Source organism: Natrinema zhouii, from assembly GCF_013456555.2.
Lineage (GTDB): Archaea > Halobacteriota > Halobacteria > Halobacteriales > Natrialbaceae > Natrinema > Natrinema zhouii.
The window spans coordinates 1,200,866-1,218,104 of record NZ_CP059154.1; the positions used below are offsets into that span (position 1 = coordinate 1,200,866).

Sequence of the window (17,239 nt, forward strand, 5' to 3'; positions counted from 1 at the left end):
GCCCCGCCAAACAACGTACGGGCGGGAATGAAAGGGGCGGCGGCGCTCACGGTGCGAGCCGACGCAAGCACCGCAGGCGAGCGAAGCGAGCCGAGGCGCACAGCGAGGCGTAGCCCGTGAGCGGCGTCGGGGCTTTCAGGGTGTTGCTGTCCGTCGTGCCACCGTTTTCTGCTGAGAAACGAATTCTTCGACAGCTACAAACGGCGCATCGTCCCAGTTCGTGGTATGCCCGGCAAGGTGAGCCCGGACGACCTGCTCGCGCACGTCTTCGAGCGGACGGGGGCGGCCGAGACGGACGAGACGATAGTACAGGGTCCCGCGGATGGCGAGGACGCCGCCGCGATCGACTGGCCCGACGGCGAGGGGACGCTCGTCGTCAGCTCCGATCCGATTTCCCTGGCCGCCGCCGAGGTGGGTACCCTCGGCGTTTACGTCGCTACCAACGACGTCGCGGTCTCGGGGGCCGACCCGCGCTGGCTGACGGCCGTCGTGTTACTCCCCAATGGGGCCGATGAGCGCGTTCTCGAGGAAATCTCCCACGATCTGGACGCCGCCGCACGAGAGGTCGGCGCGTCGATCGTCGGCGGCCACTCGGAGTACGTCGACCAGCTCGAGCGGCCGCTGCTCTCCCTGACGGCGATGGGAACGACCGAGCGGTTCGTCCCGACCGGTGGCGCGGAGCCCGGCGACGCCGTCGTACTCACCAAAGCGGCGGGGATCGAGGGAACGGCTATCCTCGCGGCCGACTTCGGCGATGAACTCGGCGTCGGTTCCGAAACCCGCGAGCGCGCCGAGGGGTTCCTCGGAGAGATTAGCGTCGTTCCCGAGGCCCGGATCGTCCGCGAGTACGCGACAGCGATGCACGATCCCACCGAGGGCGGGGTCGCGGCCGGCCTGCTCGAGGTGGCCCGCGCCTCGAACGTCCGACTCGAGGTCAAGCGCGACGCCGTCCCGATCCGCGAGGAGACCGCGGCGCTGTGCGAGGCTGCCGGCGTCGACCCGCTGCGGATCTTCGGCTCCGGCGCGCTGGTCGCGACCGTCCCCGCGGACGCACTGGACGACTGTCTCGAGGATCTCGCGGATGCAGGGGTCGAGGCCGCCGAGATCGGGACCGTTCAGGGCCTCGAGGGCGGCGAACCGGAACTCGTTCTCGACGGCGAGTCGATCACCGAGCCGATCGAGGACGATCTCTATCCGCTGTGGGAGGCCGCCGACGCGGACGACTGACCCGCGACCCCGTCGGTCCCGAGCAGCGCGTCGACGGTCGCCTCGATCAGCACGGTTTCGGGGTCGACCACGACGTCCGCTTCGGTTCGTTCGGTGGACTCGTTTTCCCCACCACCCGTGAGGGCCACGATTCTGGCGTTCGTACGCGACCGAGCTGAGGCGATCACCGCGTCCGCGTCTCGCAGGGCGCCGGTACCGACGAGTACCGCATCGCACGTTTCGAGGCCGGCCCGCTCGAGCGTGCCGTCGGCCGTCGGGTCACCGGTGATCACGTCGACGCCGTCCGAACGCCGTGCGCGCTCTTCGCTCGTCACGACCGCGACCGACGCGCGGGACGCGAGGGCGTCGACGATCGGTGCGGTCGTCTCGTCGTCCCCGAGAATGACGATTTCCGTGCCGGTCTCCGGGTTGCCTCCGGCCACGGCAGCGTCGGAACCGAGATGCGCTGTTGCCTCGCGATCGGTTCGGGGGAGGTGCGTCTCGAACGCGGGCCCGAACAGGCTGCCGGCCGTGGCGGCCAGGGTCGCCGGTCCGAGGACGACCAACGAGATAGCGAACAGACGCGCCGCTTCGGTGCTCGCGTGGACGTCGCCGTAGCCGACCGTGCTCGCGGTCACGGCGGTGAAGTAGACCGCGTCGACGACGGTCGTGACCCCGTCGAACCCGGTTCTGAGCGCGTACGCTCCGGCGGTTCCGTAACAGAGCACGCCGACGATAGACAGGAGCGCACCGATCTGCGTCGCGTCGGGGGTACTCGAGCGCGTGAACCGCCCGCTCGTGGCGACGAGGACGACGAGTCCGCCGACCGAGAGGACGACGAGCGGGACGGACACCGCTCGAAACTGGACGATACCGTGTGCACCGGACAGGACGATGAGGAGGACAGCGGTGACGTACGCCAGCCGATAGCCCCGACGCATTCCCCAGGCGGTGACGAGCAGGGCGAAGCCGACGATGGTCCCGCTGAACTCCGCGACGGCCTGGAGATCGCCGAGCGTGCCGCCGGTCTCGAGGGCCGGCCGAGTGAGAATCGCGCCGACGCCGGTCGCGATCGACGTGAGCGCGATTGCGGCGACGATCCAGACAGCGACGCGACCGCCGGGTCGACGCGAGTGAAACGCCTCGAACATAGCGATTCCACACCGACGGCGGCGGTAAACCCCCGGTCGAGTCCGCCGCCTGACGGGACGCGCGAATTTCGGACTGTGAGGGTTCTTGGCACGGACTTATTGACGGGGATCTCCTCCTAGAGTCATGGCGAAGATCACATACGAGGGTCCCGACGGAACGGCCTCGGAGGAGGTAGACGCCGATCACATCACCGACTCGGGAAAGGTCCAGGGCGTTCGCGTTCGACTCGAGGACGAGAGCTTCATTCACGTGCCCTATACCCGACTGTACTGGATCCGGATGAGCGAGGACGAGGGGCGAGTGGACTACTCGCCGGCGTAGACGGCGGTGCCTGTCCGCCGACCGGCCGAACCCGGCGGCCGGCGTAGCGACGCGACGAGGCCGCACTCATGATCCCGTCTCAGGGCGTCATCACGACTTTGATGCAGTCGTCTTCTTTGTTGTTGAACGTCTCGTACATCTCCGGGCCGTCCTCGAGGCCGACCTGATGACTGATGACGAACGAGGGATCGATCTCGCCGTCCTCGATCTTCTCGAGTAGCGGATTCAGATAGCGCTGGACGTGGGTCTGCCCCGTCTTGATCGTCAGCGCCTTGTTCATCACCGAGCCGAAGGGGAGGTTGTCCGAGCGGCCGATGTAGACGCCGGGAACCGAGAGCGTGCCACCCTTCCGGCAGCACTTGATCGCCTGCCGGAGGACGTGGGGCCGGTCGTCCTCGAGTCGCGCCTCCTGTTTGACCTGATCGGCGAGACCCATGACGCCCGTGCCGTGGGCTTCCGTCCCGACCGCGTCGATGCAGCGATCCGGTCCGCGGTTGCCGGTCATCGACATCAGACGGTCGTAGACGTCGTCCTCCTCGAAGTGGATGATCTCCGCGTCGCCGTGGTCTCTGGCCATCTCGAGTCGTTCCGGGATTCGGTCGATGGCGATCACGCGGTCGGCGCCGAGCATCCACGCGCTCTGGATGGCGAACTGGCCGACCGGCCCGCAGCCCCAGACCGCGACCGTGTCGTTTTCCTCGATCTCGGCGTTTTCGGCCGCCATGAACCCCGTCGGGAAGATGTCGGAGAGGAAGAGCACCTGCTCGTCTGGCAGGTCGGACTCGATTTTGATCGGGCCGACGTCTGCGTAGGGGACCCGCAGGTACTCCGCCTGTCCGCCGGCGTAGCCGCCCAGCATGTGTGAGAAGCCGAGCAGGCCGGCCGGCGAGTGGCCCATCACCTCGCTCGCCATCTCGGCGTTCGGGTTCGAGTTGTCACAGAGGGAGTAGAGGTCGTGGCCGCAGAACCAACACGAGCCACAGCTGATCGTGAAGGGAACGACGACGCGGTCGCCGACCTCGAGGGTCTCGACCTCGCTGCCGACCTCGACTACCTCGCCCATCGGCTCGTGGCCGAGCACATCGCCCTCTCGCATGCCGGGCATGTAGCCGTTGTAGAGGTGGAGGTCGGAGCCACAGATGGCGGTCGCCGTAATCTCGATTATCGCGTCTGTCGGGTTGACGATCTCCGGCTCGGGAACCTCGTCGATACGGACGTCCTGTTCGCCGTGCCAGGTGAGCGCCCTCATCGATTCGTCCTCCGTTCCTCGAGTCGATTCGACTCGGCCGACGCGCGCTCGCTGCTGCCACTCATTATCAAATCCGGTCGTAATGTCACTCAAGGCGGCACTAAACGTGGGCCCTGCGTCTGCAACGGTCGCTGTGAGCGGTCGGCGGTCGGACGATTGTCGTTGCTGGTATCGGGGTCACGTCCGCTGTGACTCGAGCGCAGCAACCTCGAGTCGGCCGACTGCGACCGGTGCGAGAAAGATTCCACCCAGGAGCATCGCGTAGAGGACGGCGAGCAGGGGCTCGACCGTCGCGACGACGGGTTCGACAGTCTTGATGAGGACGACGAACCCGCTCCCGAGGCCGGCGAGGACGGCGCCCTCGAGTCGGGATCGCAGCGCCGGCAGGGCCGGGAGCCGCTGCGAACCGAGCAGTCCACCGATCGAGCCGCCGAGTCCGAGCAGCACGTCGCTCGTCCCATTGACGAGTACGACCGCGGGAATCGAGAGGCCGAGCGCGATCGCGAAGCCGATCGTCGGCTCGCCGCGGGTGAGCCGATTCATCGCGAGGAGAAAGCCGATTCCGAGAGCCACGCCGACGATCACGTCCCCCAGATAGTGAACGCCGAGGGCGACTCGCGAGAGCGAGACGAGGACGACGAGCGCGCCGGCCGCGGCCAGCGCTCGCCCGTCTCGCGCTCGGTCGAACGCCGAGACGAGGCCGCCGTAGACGACGGTCGCCGCGAAGGCGTGTCCGCTCGGGAAGCCGTACCCCTCGTGTTCGCCCTCGAGCGGGAGCAGCATGGCGTCCGCTGACGGTCGCGGGAGGCCGAAGACGGCCTTGAGCGAGAGCAAAAGCGCCAGCCCGGCGACCGCGTAACTGATCACGAGCGCGCTTCGGCGGCGATCCACACACCAGAACAGCACAGCAAGCAAGAGCATGAGGAACGTCGTCCCGCCGAGTTCGGTGACGGACGCGACGAACTCCGCGTACTCGGCGGGGACGGCATCTCGGACGACCGCGCTTTGCTCCTCGAGTCGCATTTCATCGGTCGTTACTCTCACCGGGAGATAAATGTAGGGAGTCGCAGTTCGGGCCGGGTCAGTGACTGCTCCGTGTCGCGTCGCGACGTCTCATCGCCGTCTCACTGCTCGACGGCTTCCCGTCATCTCACCGCCGTGCCCACTCGAGCATCCGCTCGTAAACGGGATCGGACGCGAGCGCGCTCGAGTCGCCGACCAGCACCAGTGCGCGCTTGGGACGAGTCAGGGCGACGTTGATCCGCCGGTAGTCCTCGAAGATCGGTCCCTCGAGCGAGCCGGTCGCGGTAAAGGAGACGATGATGACCTCCTGGCTCGAGCCCTGGAAGCGGTCGACGGTGTCGACCGCCACGTCATCTGGGACGTGCTTGGAGATCTCCGAGACCTGCGCGCGGAAGGGCGCGATGACGCCGATCTCAGTGCGCTCGAGGCCAGCGGCCTCGTACGTCTCGATCAGGGCCGCGATCCGCGCGGCCTCCTCGCTGTCGGTGTACTGACTCCGGTCGCCTTCGACGTCGACGAACGAGACGGGATCCCGCAGACTCTCGGGAAGCGCGTCGCGCGAGACGCCCTCGAGGTCGTCTAGGTTCCGTCCCGCTACCTCGGGCGTCGCTGGTCGAAGCTGGCCGTCGTAGAACTCGTTCGAAGCGAAGACCTGAATGCGCTGGTTCATCCGGTACTGGTGGGTCAACATGACGCCGGCCTCGGGATGGAGGTCGACGAGCCGCTCGAACAGCGACTCGGTGAGGTCGTTTTCGGCCCGAACGACGGGTGGGAGCTGCTCGTGGTCGCCGACCAGCACGAACCGCTCAGCCAAGTTGATCGCCGCGCAGGTTCCGGGTTCGGTGAGCTGTGCGGCCTCGTCGACCAGCGCGACATCGAAGGCCTGCTCTTTCATGATCCGCGAGCCGCAGGTCGACGTCGTCGCCGCTACCACCTGCGCGTTCTGGAGTTTCGCGACGCGGTCCTCGGGCTCCCCCGAACGCTCGAGGCGGTAGGGCTCCATGTCGTCGCGGATCCCGCTCTCGGAGCCGACCCGAACCACGCGATCTTCGTCGATCACGTCGTCCAACTGTTCGAGCAGGGCCTCGAGCGCGTTGTCAACCGCCCGATTCGTAAAGGCCGACAGCAGGACGCGCTCGCCGCGTTCGACCATTGTTCGGATGGCTCGGGCGATGGTGTAGGTCTTCCCGGTGCCCGGCGGGCCGTGGATCAGCGCGCAGTCCTTCGCACCGACCGCCTTCGTCACGGCCTCGTTCTGGCGTTCGTTGTTGTCGATGAACGTTTCATCGATGGCTTCGAAATCGGGGTCTGCACGCCCGAACAGGATGTCCTTTCGCCGCTCGTCGCCTTTGAGGAGCGCGTCATGCATCGCGACGAGCAGCCGGTCGGTCGTCAGTTCGGAGGGGTAGACGTCGAGCCGCGTCACCTCGACCGGCTCGTCCGCCGTGAGCACGACCTCGTCGTCCAGTCGTTTGACCCACGCTAGCTCCGAATCGCCGCGAACCGGATGGCCGTCGCTCGCGAGCACCAGGTCGCCCTCGCGGAGCTTCGAGGTCGCGCCGCCGGTCCGCTCGGCCCGCAGTTCCCAGCGCCCCTCCTCGAGCGGTCGCTTTTCGACGAACTCGAGATTAATCAGTGCGCGGTCGTCGTCGGCCCGCTCCTCGGCCGTCTGTTCCCAGAGCTTGGCGTACTCGCGGTGGACCTCCCGGCGCTCCTCCTCGATCGCGTGGTAGAATCGGTCGAAGTACTCGAGTTCTTCCTCGGGCAGCGACTGACCGATCTGGCCGGCCTTGGACTCCTGATCGAGCCGACCCGAGACGACCATGCAGGTGTCCTGCTCGAAGCAGTACTCGCACTTCGCGTCGGCCTCGTAGCCGGTCGGGATATCGCCGGACGTCTCTTTCGCCGCGATCTCGTTGCGCAGGCGAACGACGTACTTCAGGAGGCCGTCGCCCATCGTGAACTCCTTCGCGGGCGTGAGGTCGCCGGTCTCTTCGTTGCGATCCAGCGCCGAGTTCTTCGTGTAGAGGAGCGTTCCGATGTCGACGTCGCCGCCGTGTTCCTCGAGCAAGAGCGCGTAGCAGGCGGCCTGGACCTTGTCCTTGAACCGCGGCTCCTTCTTGAGGTTCTTGCCCGTCTTGAGTTCGACCGGCGCCCCGCGGCGGACGGCGTCGGCCCGGCCCCGAATCCCGAACGTCTCGCTGATGAGCAGTTGCTCGGAGCGCCAGCTATCTTCGTCTGTCAGCCGGCCCTGTTCGAGCCAGCCCTCGATCGCTTTCGCATTCTCTCGGATCTCCTCGGTGACGGCCTCTGGCGTTTCACCGAGCAGGCCGAGCTGGAGTCCCCGTTCCTCGACGCGGGCGTCGATCGACTCCTCGAGGTCGCGCCCGCGGAGCAGGTCGCCGAAGACCTCGTGGACGAGCGTCCCCTTCACGACGGGGTAGTTTAGCGGCACCCCGGAGAGCTTGTTCAGGTAATAGAGACGGGGGCACTGGACCCAGTTGCGGATCGACGTCACACTGACGAGGAAGGATGGCTCGACGACGACGTAGGAGTCGCCCGTCGTCGCGTACTGCGTCTCGCCGTCGTACTCCTCTTCTTTCGCGTTCGTGACGAGCAGTTCCATCCCCGGCTCGAGCAACTCCGCCGACTCGGTCCACTTGTTCCAGAGGGTGACCGTCGTGGTTTCGCGGCCGTCCGGAACTGTCACCGACCCGCCGTCGCCTCGAGCGACGGGCGTGTCGTCGTCGACCGAGTCGCCGTCGGTCGCGTCCTCGGCCGGCCGGAGCGGCACCTCCGCGAGTTCGCTCTCGCCGTAGCTCGTGGACACCGACCGCACGTCGACCTCGCCCGCGACGGTTCCGCGTACGTGCACAGCTATCGTCAGGAGCGAGCGATCAAAAACGCTATCGGTCGCGGGACCGGGATCGGGACGACACCCCGTCCGCGTTCGTTCGTCGACGCGAAACGAGCCGTGCGATCGGTGTTCAGTGCCGGTAAAATCTTCTTACCGACGGTCGCAGTTCTCACTCGGGCAGTGGCCTGTCGGAACAGGCACGCCGCTTTTGGGAGCGCAAGTCGTACGCTCGGTGCCATGAGTGACCCGAACCGCGACGATCGTCGGACGAGCGACGAGTCCGGGACCGGGATCGATACCGGGGCCGGAGCCGACGGGCCGACCAACCCGCAAGAAGAAGCGTCCGCGGACATCGACTCCGGCACCGGCGTCGGCGACGGGGAACCATCCGGCGGCCGCGATCCGCGCGACGAGTCGACTCAGGTCGCGAACGAGGAACGCCGGCGCAAGACGTCGGTTCGCAGCCTGCTCATCGCCGTCTTCGGCGCGTGGGTCGCCCTATCGGTACTCGTTTTCGAAACCGCACCAGCCCCGCTGTGGAACGACGTGCTGGTCGGACTCGTCGTCTCCCTCGCCGCCGGCTACAACTACTACCGACTGACGAACGACATCCCGCTCAGTACGGGCATCACGTCCCTGACCGCCGTCCTCGGCATCTGGCTGATCGTCTCGGCCGCGCTGCTCGAGATGACCGGCGGGCTGTTCTGGAGTACGCTCGCGACCGGGTTCCTGATCGCCGGACTGGCGGGGTACAACGCCTACGAGGCTCGCGAAGCGCGATCGGTCGCGACCGATCCCGGGACGGGTGCCTAGACTCGCTCGGGACCGTACTCGGCCTCGAGTCGGTGGATACGATGCTCGGCCGCGTGGTGACCCATCGCGACGACCGAAAAGCCGACCATGACGACGGCGAAGGTAATCGAGACGACGGGCGAGACGCCGTTAACGTAACTATTCCATAACTGACCCAGCGCCAGCGCGAGCGGTGCGAGCGTCAGCAACGCGCTCTTCGCCGGCGTGGCACGAAACAGTTCGACGAACGAGAGTGAGTGGCGACCGGACATGGGGAAATCGTCGGTTACGGTTTCTGCCGGGGGAGTCATCGTATTCTTTTTGGTTCGAACTAACCGTTAGCGGGTCCAACAGTCCCCTCGCGGCGTCTTTCGGCGGAACCGATACGTTCTTTCTGCCGGCGACCGTCCCGTCGAGTATGCGGATTCGCGAGTGGCAGGACGTACTCGAGGACGTCACCGAACGGAACGTCGATCCGGAGGACTGGCGCGCGGTCGCCGGTGACCGCGCCGGCGGCGTCGGCGAAGACATGTACCTCGCGCATCCCCGGGCCGGCGTCTTCTTCCTGAAAACGTACGCGAAGAATCCCTTCGAGGTCCGCGGCGTCGGGACCCGAGTCGCTCGCAACCTCGACGACGAGATCGGCTCGTTCCTGCCTGAACGGGACTCGGGCGGGCGGTTCGCGGTCCAGGTCACCGCCCGAAGACGAGGAGCAAGCCGAAACCGTCGGGAAGCGCCTCGAGACCGTCCTCGAGACGCACGCGGACGCACCGACCAGTCCGCAGGACCTCTTCGACGACGTGATGGATGCCCTCGAGAGCCCCGCGTTCGGGCCGATGGCGTACGATCAGTACGATCGGCCCGACGAACTCGAGGACCTCGCCGATCGGTTCGACGAGGCCGACGAACTGCTAAATTCGGAACTCGAGGAGCTGATCGAGACCGACGAGGTCGACCGGGGCTTCATGTGAGCGGGCGGTCCGCGGTACTCGCGGCTACACTCGTCGCCGCCTGCGTCTGCGTCCGGTGATTCTTTGGGATCGGGCTTCGACGGTAGAGCCATGTCACCGAGTGCGACCCCCGAGGCTGTCGTCCGCGAGTACTACGAGGCACTCCGCGACGGCGACCCCCTCGAGCCCTATTTCTGCGACGACGAGTCCACCGTGAAGTTCGGTATCAGCGAGTCCCTGTTCGGCGGGAGCGAGATCGCTGCGGCCCTCGAGGAACAGACCGAGACGACGGCGGAGTGGACGGTCGAGAGCGCGAACCTCGTCGTCGATGAACGCGACGGATTCGCGACGGTCGCGGACGAGGTGACGATGGCCTGGACGGACGCGACGACCGGCGAGCGCTACCGGTTCGAGAGCCGCTGGAGCGGGACGTTGGTCGAATGTGACCCCGACGACGGCTCGAGTGCGAGCGAGTGGCGGTTCGCGGTGTTGCACGTCAGCGCTCCGCACCAGCTATGAGCCGCGGTCGCGGTCCGGGTCGTGGTCCCTCGCGCTCGAACGATCTGCCGGACGGGGGTGATCAGCTCAAAGTCGTCTTCGTTCTCTTGGTCGGGCTCTCCGGCGGCCTGATCGCCCTCCAGAGCAACGCGCCGTTGCTGGTGATCGGCGCGGCGATACTCGGCGGTATCGTCGCCGGCGGCGCGTTGCTCTGGTACTTGATTTGGATTACGACCGATTGAACCACGATGCCGAGTCCACGTGCGGTGGCGCGCGCTGTGCCGCGGCGAACTGCGAGGCCTGAACGAAGTGAAGGCCTCGATGTCGTGAGCGGTGACCGCAGGGAACCGCGAACAGACTGTGAGCCGCGGCCCGAAACTGCGCGAGGGATGAGCGAGGGAAGAATGACCGAGCGAATCGGCTGGGGAGGGCGTGGCGATTCCCTGCTGCCACGATAGCAGGGCGCTTGACGTTGGCACCGCTCTTGTCGAATCCACAACAGACTGGATCAACTCATCGGACCAAGGGACAGCGCCCTGAAAAACAACTCCGAATTAGCGATCGACGCGCTGGATCCACGTCCCCGGCGCGTCGAGTTCGTCGTGGCTGGGGAGGTTCTCGGGTTGCTCCCAGACGAGACTCGCCGTCTCGAGGTCGCGGACGGCGACGACGTGTTCGAAGAAGTTCTTGCCGCGCTCGTACTGGCGTTCCTTCAGCCCGAGTCCGAGTAGGCGACGGAAGAGCTTCTGGAGCGGCCCCCGCCCCTGTCGGCGCTCGTCGAGTTTGCGGCGCAGGTCCTCGTACTCCTCGTCGAAGGCGTGATCCATCAGGAGTTCTGCGTAGCCCTCGACGACGGTCATCGCGGCGTCGAGGTCGCGGAAGGCCGCCCGATCGAACGAGCCCTGCGAGAGCGTCGCGATCCCGTCTTCCATGCGGGCCTCGAGGTGGTCGGAGAGCCACGGCGCGGCCCCGAACTCGGCGGCGTGGGTCACCTCGTGGAAGGCGATCCAGCGGCGGAACCGATCGGCGTCGACGTTGAGCGTCTCGGCGGCGTTGAGAATGTTCGGCCGGACGAAGTACAGCGCGTGGTCGTTCGCGGGCGCGTCGGCCAGGAGGAGCGGGTCGTACTGCCCGAGGACGTTCCGTCCGAGGAAGGAAAGTAGGACGGTCATCGTTCCCGTGTTGATCGTTCGGGCGACGCCGGGGAACGCGCCGGTGTGGGTCTCGAGGGTTCCCATGACCCGCTCGAAGGTGGCGACGTTGGCGTCGATCCAGTGGTGGCGGTTCTGGATCTCGACGGTCTCGGGGACGTCGAAGTCGGCACCGGAAACCGTCCGCACGGCGGCCCGCGCATCCCGAACATCGCGAGCGTAGGCCTCGCGTTCGCCGGGCTCGAGCTCGAGCGAGCCGGGATCGGTCGCCGCCTTGGCGGCATCGGCGGCCGACCGCCAGTCGATCGCATCGTCACCGGACGCCCCGGCAACGGCCCGGGCGCTACGATAGAGGTTCACGAGTATCGGTATGGGAAGGACGCGCAAAAGCGTTCGGCTCGGTTCGAGTCGGTGCGACGACTCCACGCCGTCTGCCAGCTACCGACCGATCGCGGACCCGTCAACGGCGGGCCGCGAACGCCGGCGGTCAGTTGACGATGACGTCCGGTTCTTCTTCGGCCTCGAGCTCTGGTTCCTCGTCACCGCCGCGGAACTTCTTGGCGGCGACGGCGATCCCGACGAGGACGACCAGTGCGACCAGCGCGCCGACGGCGCTTTTGCCCTTGCCGCCGGACTCGTCGTCCGCGCTCTCGTCGGTTTCGGCTTCCGTCTCGAGGTCTGTCCCTGCCGCCGATTCGGTACTACTGATCGGCAACGCGTCGCCGATCGATCCGAGTCCGAACTGTGCTTCGCCGTCGAAGTGCAACTCTACGAGGGTGAATTTTCTGTCTCCCATGAGCGGACGCTCAACGAGGGCACACTTAGCCGTTGGGTTCGCTCTATAGGGGCCACTGAAACGATGTAGACACCGATCGCAAACTATCGGTCGGTCGGGTGTACAGTGGCTCTCAGTGACTACGATACGCTGTTAGGGTGTGTAAGGAGCGGTTACGGTCTTCGTCACCGCGTCTGTTCGCCCGATTCGGCCTCGAAATCGCCGGAGGGAACCGTCGTACTATGTCGTCAGTTCCCGCGGCAGACGGTAGCGTCGCTCGCCCAACCGGAATCGGGCTCCGGACCGGTACGATTAAGTGTCCGTCACCTGCGGTGTTGCGTATGAGTGGACGACCGCTGGACGTCCTCGAGGCGTCGCTCGGCGAACGCGTGACGGTGCGACTCAAGAGTGGCGACGAACACGTCGGCGACCTCGCCGGCTACGATCAGCACATGAACCTGGTGCTCGAGGATGTGACGGTTCCCGTCGAGGGCGAAGTCGACGACGAAGCGCCAGTCGAAGACACAACCATTATACGCGGCGACAACGTCGTTTCGATAACTCCATGACTGGTGCAGGAACCCCGAGCCAAGGAAAGAAGAACAAGACGACTCACACCAAATGTCGTCGCTGCGGAGAGAAGTCTTACCACACCAAAAAGAAGAAGTGCTCGTCGTGTGGCTTCGGCACGTCCGCCAAACGCCGCAGCTACGAGTGGCAGTCGAAGACCGGCGACAACTGAGCGCTCCGTTCTCCCCTTCGATTCTGCCGTTTTCTCGAATCACACCGTAGTCACTGCTATTCTCAATCTCGGCTCTCTCCGTTGATTCTGTACTCAGTTTCGTCTCTCGGGGCCAGACCCCAGTTTCGTCTCCCAGAGCCAGACCCCCGTTCCGGCTCTCGGCCCCGTCCCTCGAGCCGTCTCGCTGGGGCCGAATCGCCGATGAACAGCCCTTAGTTCGACGCCGCGAAGGGTCGCGTATGGAGACGACAGACGCCTTTACCGGCCTCGAGTGCGTCGACTGCGGGGCCGCCGTCGACGCTTCCGAGTCCCACCGCTGCCCGGACTGTGGCGGCGCGCTCGATCCGAGCTACGACTACGACGCGATCGAACTGGATCGCGAAACGCTCGCCACCCGACCGTTCGACTCGCAGTGGCGCTACGTGGAACTGCTCCCGTTCACTCGCGAGTCGGCAGTGACGACCGGGGAGGGAGCGACGGCGCTCGTCGACTGCCCCGAGCTGGCCGACGAACTCGGCGTCGGACGCGTGCTGATCAAGGACGAGGGCCGGAATCCGACCGGCTCGAGCACGGATCGCGGCGCGTCGGTGGCCGTCACCGCGGCCGCTCACCACGGCGCGACCGACGTCGCGCTCCCCTCGACGGGCAACGGCGGACAGGCCGTCGCGGCCTACGCGGGCCGAGCGGGGCTCGACTCGCATGCGTATCTGCCCTCCCGATCCGGCTTTACGAACAAGGCGATGGTCAACGTCCACGGTGGCGACATGAACATCGTCGGCGGCCGGTTCGGCGACGCCGCCGGCGCGTTCGAGGAGGGGCTGGCCGAACACGACGACTGGTACTCCCTCCGATCGTTCGACACTCCCTACCGCCACGAAGGCGCGAAGACGCTGTTCTACGAGACCGCCGAACAACTCGAGTGGGACGTTCCCGACGCGATCTGTTACCCAACGGGAGCCGGCACCGGGCTCGTCGGACTCGCCAAGGCCGCACGCGAGTTTCGGGAACTGGGTCTGACGGACGACCTGCCGGCTCTCTACGCCGCCCAGGCGTCGGGCTGTGCACCGATCGTCGATGCGTTCGATGACGACCGCGACGAGCACGAGCCGGTCGAACATCCCGATACGATCTGTGGCGAACTCGAGATCCCCGACCCCGCGGCGAGCCCGCGAGTCCTCGAGGCGATTCGCGACACCGACGGCGGCGCGGTCGCGACCGAGGACGCGGACATCCTCGAGGCCGCCGTCCGGGTGGCCCAGACGACGGGACTCGAACTCATCCCGAGCGCGGCGGCGGCCGCGAGCGGGGCGTGGGAGCTCGCGGAACGCGGCGCGTTCGACGGCGACGAAACGGTCGTCATCGTCAACACGGGATCCGGAAACAAGGAGGCCGACGTGTTGCGAAGCCATCTGATGAGTCAGGGCGTCTAGCGTCGATCCCGTTCTGTACTGCGCTCGAGAACTGAAGCGATTCTCCGTTTTCGGCATCGTTTCTCGAGAGGGACGGCTCTCACCCATCCCGCGCAGTAGCGGGTAATATCACGCCGTACAGCCGTCAGAACCGGCAGCGGGGGCGAGGGGCGACTAAAAAAGACCGAACGGTTCCACCGACAACGTCTTGCCTGCGAGGGGAGTAAACGAACCGAGTACCAATGTGTGAACATTCACCAGAGTGTTCGAACGGGGACATGTGCCAGCTCGTCCTCGAGAACGGGCAGACTGGTCTCGAGACTGCCGAATACTACTGCAAGGCACACCTCGTGCTACGTATCTGGGAAGTCGAGAACGACAGCTCGATGCGAGCTGTCAGCGCCGAGCAACTGTGATCGGGCCGAGTGCGCCGGTCAGTTGCAGCCGCCTGTAGCGTACCGACTCGCCGTCGCACAACGCGATCTGCCGCCCGCGACTGGAGACTGAGATCAAACGCGGTCGACCGTGCCGTGTGGCGCTCGAGCGGACCAGCAGGTCGAATCTGAATCCGACCTCGATCCTGATCCGCTCCCGGGTTCGATGCGTGATTCTCGAGACGGGGTCGTTCCGTAGCGCTTTTGCTGGTTGTCGGGAAACGACGCGGTATGACTACCCCCTGGGACGATTGGAACCATATTCTCAAGCTCGATCCGGACAAGGAGCTTCCGGACGGCGTGACCTACGGCGATCTCTGTGCGACCGGAACCGACGCGATCGAGGTCGGCGGCACCATGGGAATCACCGAGGAGAACATGGGTGCAGTCATCGAGGCCTGCGCCGAACACGACGTCGCGCTCTATCAGGAGCCCTCCAACCCCGAGGTCGTCCTCGAGGACGACGCGCTGGACGGCTACCTCATTCCGACCGTCTTCAACGCCGGCTCGCCGTTCTGGATCACCGAGGCCCACAAGGAGTGGGTCCGACTCGAGGGCGAACTCGACTGGGAGCGAACGACGACGGAGGCCTACATCGTGATGAACCCCGAGGCCGACGTCGCGGAGCTGACGGAGGCCAACTGCGATCTCGGTGCCGACGACGTCGCCGCCTACGCGACCGTCGCCGAGCACATGTTCGGTCAGGAAATCGTCTACGTGGAGTACTCCGGCATGCTCGGCGACGAGGGCGTCATCGAGGCCGCCGCCGAGGCCACCGACGAGTCGACGCTGTTCTACGGCGGCGGCATTCACGACTACGATTCCGCGTACTCGATGGCCCAGTACGCCGACGTCATCGTCGTCGGCGACCTCGCACACGACGAGGGAATCGAGGCGGTTCGGGAAACCGTCGCCGCGGCGAACGACGCGTAGATTGCGATCGACCCGTCTCGAGTCTCCGATCTGCGAGTAGTCTCCCTGATTTTGTTCCGTTGTAACGACCGCGTCCAGCATCGCGAAGCAGTCACTCGTCGGTCAGTTCCCGAAGCCGGGGAAGCGCGTCTGTCACGTCCTCGCGATAGACCACGTCGGCGATATCGTCACACGGCGTCGGCTCGAGATTGACGATCCCCACGGTCCCGCCGGTCGACGCGGCGAGTCGCGGGAGCGAGGCGGCGGGCTCGACGACGAGCGAGGAGCCGATCGCGAGGAAGACGTCGCTCTCGCGGGCGAACGAGCGGGCGCGCTGGATGACCGCACCGGGGAGCTGTTCGCCGAAGAGGACGACATCGGGTTTGAAGACGCCGCCGCAGTCACAGGTCGGCGGCAGTTCGCCGTCGGCCGCGCGTTCGAAAATCGGATCGCCGTCCCGGCGCTTCCCGCAGTCGGTACAGCGAACCCGCCGAGCGTTGCCGTGGAGTTCGAGGATGGGCGGGTCGCTGTTTCCCCCGCTGCCGTCGACCGCCGCGGCCGCGTCGCCGTGGAGGCCGTCCGTATTCTGGGTGAGAATCGCCTCGAGGTCGCCGTCCTTCCCCATCTCGGCCAGCGCATCGTGGGCCGCGTTGGGTTCGTAGTCGCCGCCGAACAGCTCCCGCTGGAGTTCGACGCGGTCCTCCCAGAAGCCCTCGGGATCGCGCTGGAACCGACCGTAGGCGAACTGTCCCTCGTCGAATTGTTCCCAGACGCCGTCGTCGCCCCGAAACGTCGGGACGCCGGAGGGCGCCGAGATGCCTGCGCCCGTAAACGCGACGACTGCGTCTGCGCTCCGGACGTCGGCGGCGAGTCGCTCGAGGTCGTCCATACAGTCGGAATCGTACTGGCACGGCAAAACGGTTCGTCTGGCACTGTTGAATGCCGCTCTTCAGACGTACCTTCGTGTCAAATATTCGTATTGAATAGCTGCGTGCGACGGAGACGACCGTAACGACCCCCATGCTTTTATCGGATCTAGAGGAAGGTCGGTACAGATGAGGCAGATTCCTGCATGACGCGACCGGATCAGGACGGGGATGCCGTCAAGGAACTCGTCCGACAGCACTGGAACGGGCGCGCGACGACGTTCGATGACGCGAGCCAGCACGGCATCCACAGCGAGGAACAGCGCGACCAGTGGCTGGCAGTCCTCCGCGAGTGGACCGGTGACGACCCGCTGCAGGTGCTCGATATCGGGTGTGGGACGGGGGTTGTTTCGCTGCTACTGGCGGAACTGGGCCACGACGTCACGGGCGTCGACTTCGCGCCGGAGATGCTCGAGCGCGCCCGGAAGAAAGCCGAACAGGCGGGCCGGTCGGCCGATTTCTACCGCGGAGACGCGGAGGCCCTCGCGGTTCCCGACGACACCGTTGATCTGGTCACGGCTCGCCACCTCCTCTGGACGCTCCCGAACCCCGAGGCGGCGATCGAGGAGTGGCAGCGGGTCGTCGAACCGGGCGGTCGGATTCTCGTGATCGAGGGCTACTGGGACCACGCCGAACCGTGGGACGAGTACGAACGAATCCACGATGACCTGCCGATGTACGACGGACGACCGCCCGAAGAACTGCGTGCGGTCCTCGAACGATACGGCCTCCGAGACATCGAGTACGAACCGCTCGTCGATTCGGTGTTGTGGGGGCGGGAGCCACACCACGAGTATTACGTTCTGGCCGGCACGGTTTCCCAGTGAGTCGGGTGAGTCGGA

At 66.1% G+C, this 17,239-nt stretch carries 19 protein-coding genes and 1 pseudogene; 12 read left to right on the forward strand and 8 right to left on the reverse strand.

The features are described from left to right. Nucleotides 1-225 precede the first annotated feature (225 nt). Nucleotides 226-1,227, forward strand: a complete 1,002-nt coding sequence (locus HYG81_RS24635; protein WP_180842300.1) for an AIR synthase family protein — start codon at nucleotides 226-228, stop codon at nucleotides 1,225-1,227. Here the strand turns inward: HYG81_RS24635 and HYG81_RS24640 are convergent. Then, entirely contained in the window at nucleotides 1,191-2,357 is a 1,167-nt protein-coding gene (locus HYG81_RS24640) for an ion channel (RefSeq protein ID WP_180842301.1), read from the reverse strand. The genes HYG81_RS24635 and HYG81_RS24640 overlap by 37 nt on opposite strands. A gap of 124 nt (nucleotides 2,358-2,481) precedes the next feature. Here HYG81_RS24640 and HYG81_RS24645 point away from each other — a divergent pair, with 124 nt between their 5' ends. Continuing rightward, a complete protein-coding gene (locus tag HYG81_RS24645) occupies nucleotides 2,482-2,679 on the forward strand; it encodes a hypothetical protein (protein WP_180842302.1) in 198 nt (65 codons plus the stop codon). Nucleotides 2,680-2,758: 79 nt separating this feature from the next. Here HYG81_RS24645 and HYG81_RS24650 read toward each other — a convergent pair whose 3' ends face one another. The 3 genes from HYG81_RS24650 to HYG81_RS24660 form a co-directional block, all read right to left on the reverse strand. Beyond that, complete coding sequence (locus tag HYG81_RS24650; protein WP_180842303.1) at nucleotides 2,759-3,928, reverse strand: zinc-dependent alcohol dehydrogenase; 1,170 nt, start codon at nucleotides 3,926-3,928, stop codon at nucleotides 2,759-2,761. A 177-nt stretch (nucleotides 3,929-4,105) separates the two neighbouring features. After that, nucleotides 4,106-4,951, reverse strand: coding sequence for a phosphatase PAP2 family protein (locus HYG81_RS24655; RefSeq protein ID WP_180842304.1), 846 nt, complete (start codon nucleotides 4,949-4,951; stop codon nucleotides 4,106-4,108). A gap of 127 nt (nucleotides 4,952-5,078) precedes the next feature. Next, a complete protein-coding gene (locus HYG81_RS24660) occupies nucleotides 5,079-7,826 on the reverse strand; it encodes an AAA domain-containing protein (RefSeq protein WP_180842305.1) in 2,748 nt (915 codons plus the stop codon). Between the two features lie 219 nt (nucleotides 7,827-8,045). On the opposite strand from HYG81_RS24660, the gene HYG81_RS24665 reads away from it, so the two are divergent. Further along, nucleotides 8,046-8,621 (forward strand): SPW repeat domain-containing protein, encoded by a 576-nt coding sequence (locus HYG81_RS24665; protein ID WP_180842306.1) that lies wholly within the window; start codon nucleotides 8,046-8,048, stop codon nucleotides 8,619-8,621. Here the strand turns inward: HYG81_RS24665 and HYG81_RS24670 are convergent. Beyond that, nucleotides 8,618-8,872 (reverse strand): hypothetical protein, encoded by a 255-nt coding sequence (locus HYG81_RS24670; RefSeq protein ID WP_180842307.1) that lies wholly within the window; start codon nucleotides 8,870-8,872, stop codon nucleotides 8,618-8,620. The two genes, HYG81_RS24665 and HYG81_RS24670, sit on opposite strands and share 4 nt — an antisense overlap. A gap of 146 nt (nucleotides 8,873-9,018) precedes the next feature. On the opposite strand from HYG81_RS24670, the pseudogene HYG81_RS24675 reads away from it, so the two are divergent. The 3 genes and pseudogenes from HYG81_RS24675 (at nucleotide 9,019) to HYG81_RS24685 (ending at nucleotide 10,290) form a co-directional block, all read left to right on the forward strand. Beyond that, a pseudogene (locus HYG81_RS24675) lies at nucleotides 9,019-9,571 on the forward strand (hypothetical protein). A 90-nt stretch (nucleotides 9,572-9,661) separates the two neighbouring features. Next, the gene (locus HYG81_RS24680; protein ID WP_180842308.1) at nucleotides 9,662-10,069 is read left to right on the forward strand and encodes a nuclear transport factor 2 family protein; all 408 of its coding nucleotides are present in this window, start codon (nucleotides 9,662-9,664) and stop codon (nucleotides 10,067-10,069) included. Further along, nucleotides 10,066-10,290 (forward strand): hypothetical protein, encoded by a 225-nt coding sequence (locus tag HYG81_RS24685; protein ID WP_180842309.1) that lies wholly within the window; start codon nucleotides 10,066-10,068, stop codon nucleotides 10,288-10,290. Before HYG81_RS24680 ends, HYG81_RS24685 begins: the two co-directional genes overlap by 4 nt. Before the next feature lie 312 nt (nucleotides 10,291-10,602). Here the strand turns inward: HYG81_RS24685 and HYG81_RS24690 are convergent, their stop codons facing one another. Both HYG81_RS24690 and HYG81_RS24695 read right to left on the reverse strand, forming a co-directional pair. Further along, nucleotides 10,603-11,559: a zinc-dependent metalloprotease gene (locus tag HYG81_RS24690; RefSeq protein ID WP_180842310.1), complete on the reverse strand. Its 957-nt coding sequence runs from the start codon at nucleotides 11,557-11,559 to the stop codon at nucleotides 10,603-10,605. Nucleotides 11,560-11,686: 127 nt separating this feature from the next. Further along, nucleotides 11,687-11,995: a hypothetical protein gene (locus tag HYG81_RS24695; RefSeq protein ID WP_180842311.1), complete on the reverse strand. Its 309-nt coding sequence runs from the start codon at nucleotides 11,993-11,995 to the stop codon at nucleotides 11,687-11,689. A gap of 320 nt (nucleotides 11,996-12,315) precedes the next feature. On the opposite strand from HYG81_RS24695, the gene HYG81_RS24700 reads away from it, so the two are divergent. The 5 genes from HYG81_RS24700 (at nucleotide 12,316) to HYG81_RS24720 (ending at nucleotide 15,492) form a co-directional block, all read left to right on the forward strand. Next, complete coding sequence (locus HYG81_RS24700; RefSeq protein ID WP_180842312.1) at nucleotides 12,316-12,543, forward strand: LSM domain-containing protein; 228 nt, start codon at nucleotides 12,316-12,318, stop codon at nucleotides 12,541-12,543. Next, on the forward strand, nucleotides 12,540-12,716 hold the full coding sequence (locus HYG81_RS24705) for a 50S ribosomal protein L37e (protein ID WP_098725890.1): 177 nt from the start codon (nucleotides 12,540-12,542) through the stop codon (nucleotides 12,714-12,716). The genes HYG81_RS24700 and HYG81_RS24705 overlap by 4 nt, the downstream gene beginning before the upstream one ends. Nucleotides 12,717-12,955: 239 nt before the next feature. Beyond that, a complete protein-coding gene (locus HYG81_RS24710) occupies nucleotides 12,956-14,146 on the forward strand; it encodes a threonine synthase (RefSeq protein ID WP_180842313.1) in 1,191 nt (396 codons plus the stop codon). 221 nt (nucleotides 14,147-14,367) lie between these two features. After that, entirely contained in the window at nucleotides 14,368-14,541 is a 174-nt protein-coding gene (locus HYG81_RS24715; protein WP_180842314.1) for a hypothetical protein, read from the forward strand. Between the two features lie 249 nt (nucleotides 14,542-14,790). Continuing rightward, a complete protein-coding gene (locus tag HYG81_RS24720; protein ID WP_180842315.1) occupies nucleotides 14,791-15,492 on the forward strand; it encodes a phosphoglycerol geranylgeranyltransferase in 702 nt (233 codons plus the stop codon). Nucleotides 15,493-15,583: 91 nt separating this feature from the next. Here the strand turns inward: HYG81_RS24720 and HYG81_RS24725 are convergent, their stop codons facing one another. After that, nucleotides 15,584-16,360 (reverse strand): SIR2 family NAD-dependent protein deacylase, encoded by a 777-nt coding sequence (locus HYG81_RS24725; protein ID WP_180842316.1) that lies wholly within the window; start codon nucleotides 16,358-16,360, stop codon nucleotides 15,584-15,586. 183 nt (nucleotides 16,361-16,543) lie between these two features. On the opposite strand from HYG81_RS24725, the gene HYG81_RS24730 reads away from it, so the two are divergent. Beyond that, nucleotides 16,544-17,224 carry a class I SAM-dependent methyltransferase gene (locus HYG81_RS24730; RefSeq protein ID WP_180842317.1) on the forward strand — a complete coding sequence of 227 codons (681 nt, stop codon included), beginning with the start codon at nucleotides 16,544-16,546 and terminating at the stop codon, nucleotides 17,222-17,224. Nucleotides 17,225-17,239: the final 15 nt, after the last annotated feature.

What these genes read in the sequence shown, in the direction of transcription:
- HYG81_RS24635 (WP_180842300.1), top strand. Translation starts at nt 226, where the DNA reads ATGCCCGGCAAGGTGAGCCCGGACGACCTGCTCGCGCACGTCTTCGAG.
- HYG81_RS24640 (WP_180842301.1), bottom strand. Translation starts at nt 2,357, where the DNA reads ATGTTCGAGGCGTTTCACTCGCGTCGACCCGGCGGTCGCGTCGCTGTC.
- HYG81_RS24645 (WP_180842302.1), top strand. Translation starts at nt 2,482, where the DNA reads ATGGCGAAGATCACATACGAGGGTCCCGACGGAACGGCCTCGGAGGAG.
- HYG81_RS24650 (WP_180842303.1), bottom strand. Translation starts at nt 3,928, where the DNA reads ATGAGGGCGCTCACCTGGCACGGCGAACAGGACGTCCGTATCGACGAG.
- HYG81_RS24655 (WP_180842304.1), bottom strand. Translation starts at nt 4,951, where the DNA reads ATGCGACTCGAGGAGCAAAGCGCGGTCGTCCGAGATGCCGTCCCCGCC.
- HYG81_RS24665 (WP_180842306.1), top strand. Translation starts at nt 8,046, where the DNA reads ATGAGTGACCCGAACCGCGACGATCGTCGGACGAGCGACGAGTCCGGG.
- HYG81_RS24670 (WP_180842307.1), bottom strand. Translation starts at nt 8,872, where the DNA reads ATGTCCGGTCGCCACTCACTCTCGTTCGTCGAACTGTTTCGTGCCACG.
- HYG81_RS24680 (WP_180842308.1), top strand. Translation starts at nt 9,662, where the DNA reads ATGTCACCGAGTGCGACCCCCGAGGCTGTCGTCCGCGAGTACTACGAG.
- HYG81_RS24685 (WP_180842309.1), top strand. Translation starts at nt 10,066, where the DNA reads ATGAGCCGCGGTCGCGGTCCGGGTCGTGGTCCCTCGCGCTCGAACGAT.
- HYG81_RS24695 (WP_180842311.1), bottom strand. Translation starts at nt 11,995, where the DNA reads ATGGGAGACAGAAAATTCACCCTCGTAGAGTTGCACTTCGACGGCGAA.
- HYG81_RS24700 (WP_180842312.1), top strand. Translation starts at nt 12,316, where the DNA reads ATGAGTGGACGACCGCTGGACGTCCTCGAGGCGTCGCTCGGCGAACGC.
- HYG81_RS24705 (WP_098725890.1), top strand. Translation starts at nt 12,540, where the DNA reads ATGACTGGTGCAGGAACCCCGAGCCAAGGAAAGAAGAACAAGACGACT.
- HYG81_RS24710 (WP_180842313.1), top strand. Translation starts at nt 12,956, where the DNA reads ATGGAGACGACAGACGCCTTTACCGGCCTCGAGTGCGTCGACTGCGGG.
- HYG81_RS24715 (WP_180842314.1), top strand. Translation starts at nt 14,368, where the DNA reads ATGTGTGAACATTCACCAGAGTGTTCGAACGGGGACATGTGCCAGCTC.
- HYG81_RS24720 (WP_180842315.1), top strand. Translation starts at nt 14,791, where the DNA reads ATGACTACCCCCTGGGACGATTGGAACCATATTCTCAAGCTCGATCCG.
- HYG81_RS24725 (WP_180842316.1), bottom strand. Translation starts at nt 16,360, where the DNA reads ATGGACGACCTCGAGCGACTCGCCGCCGACGTCCGGAGCGCAGACGCA.
- HYG81_RS24730 (WP_180842317.1), top strand. Translation starts at nt 16,544, where the DNA reads ATGACGCGACCGGATCAGGACGGGGATGCCGTCAAGGAACTCGTCCGA.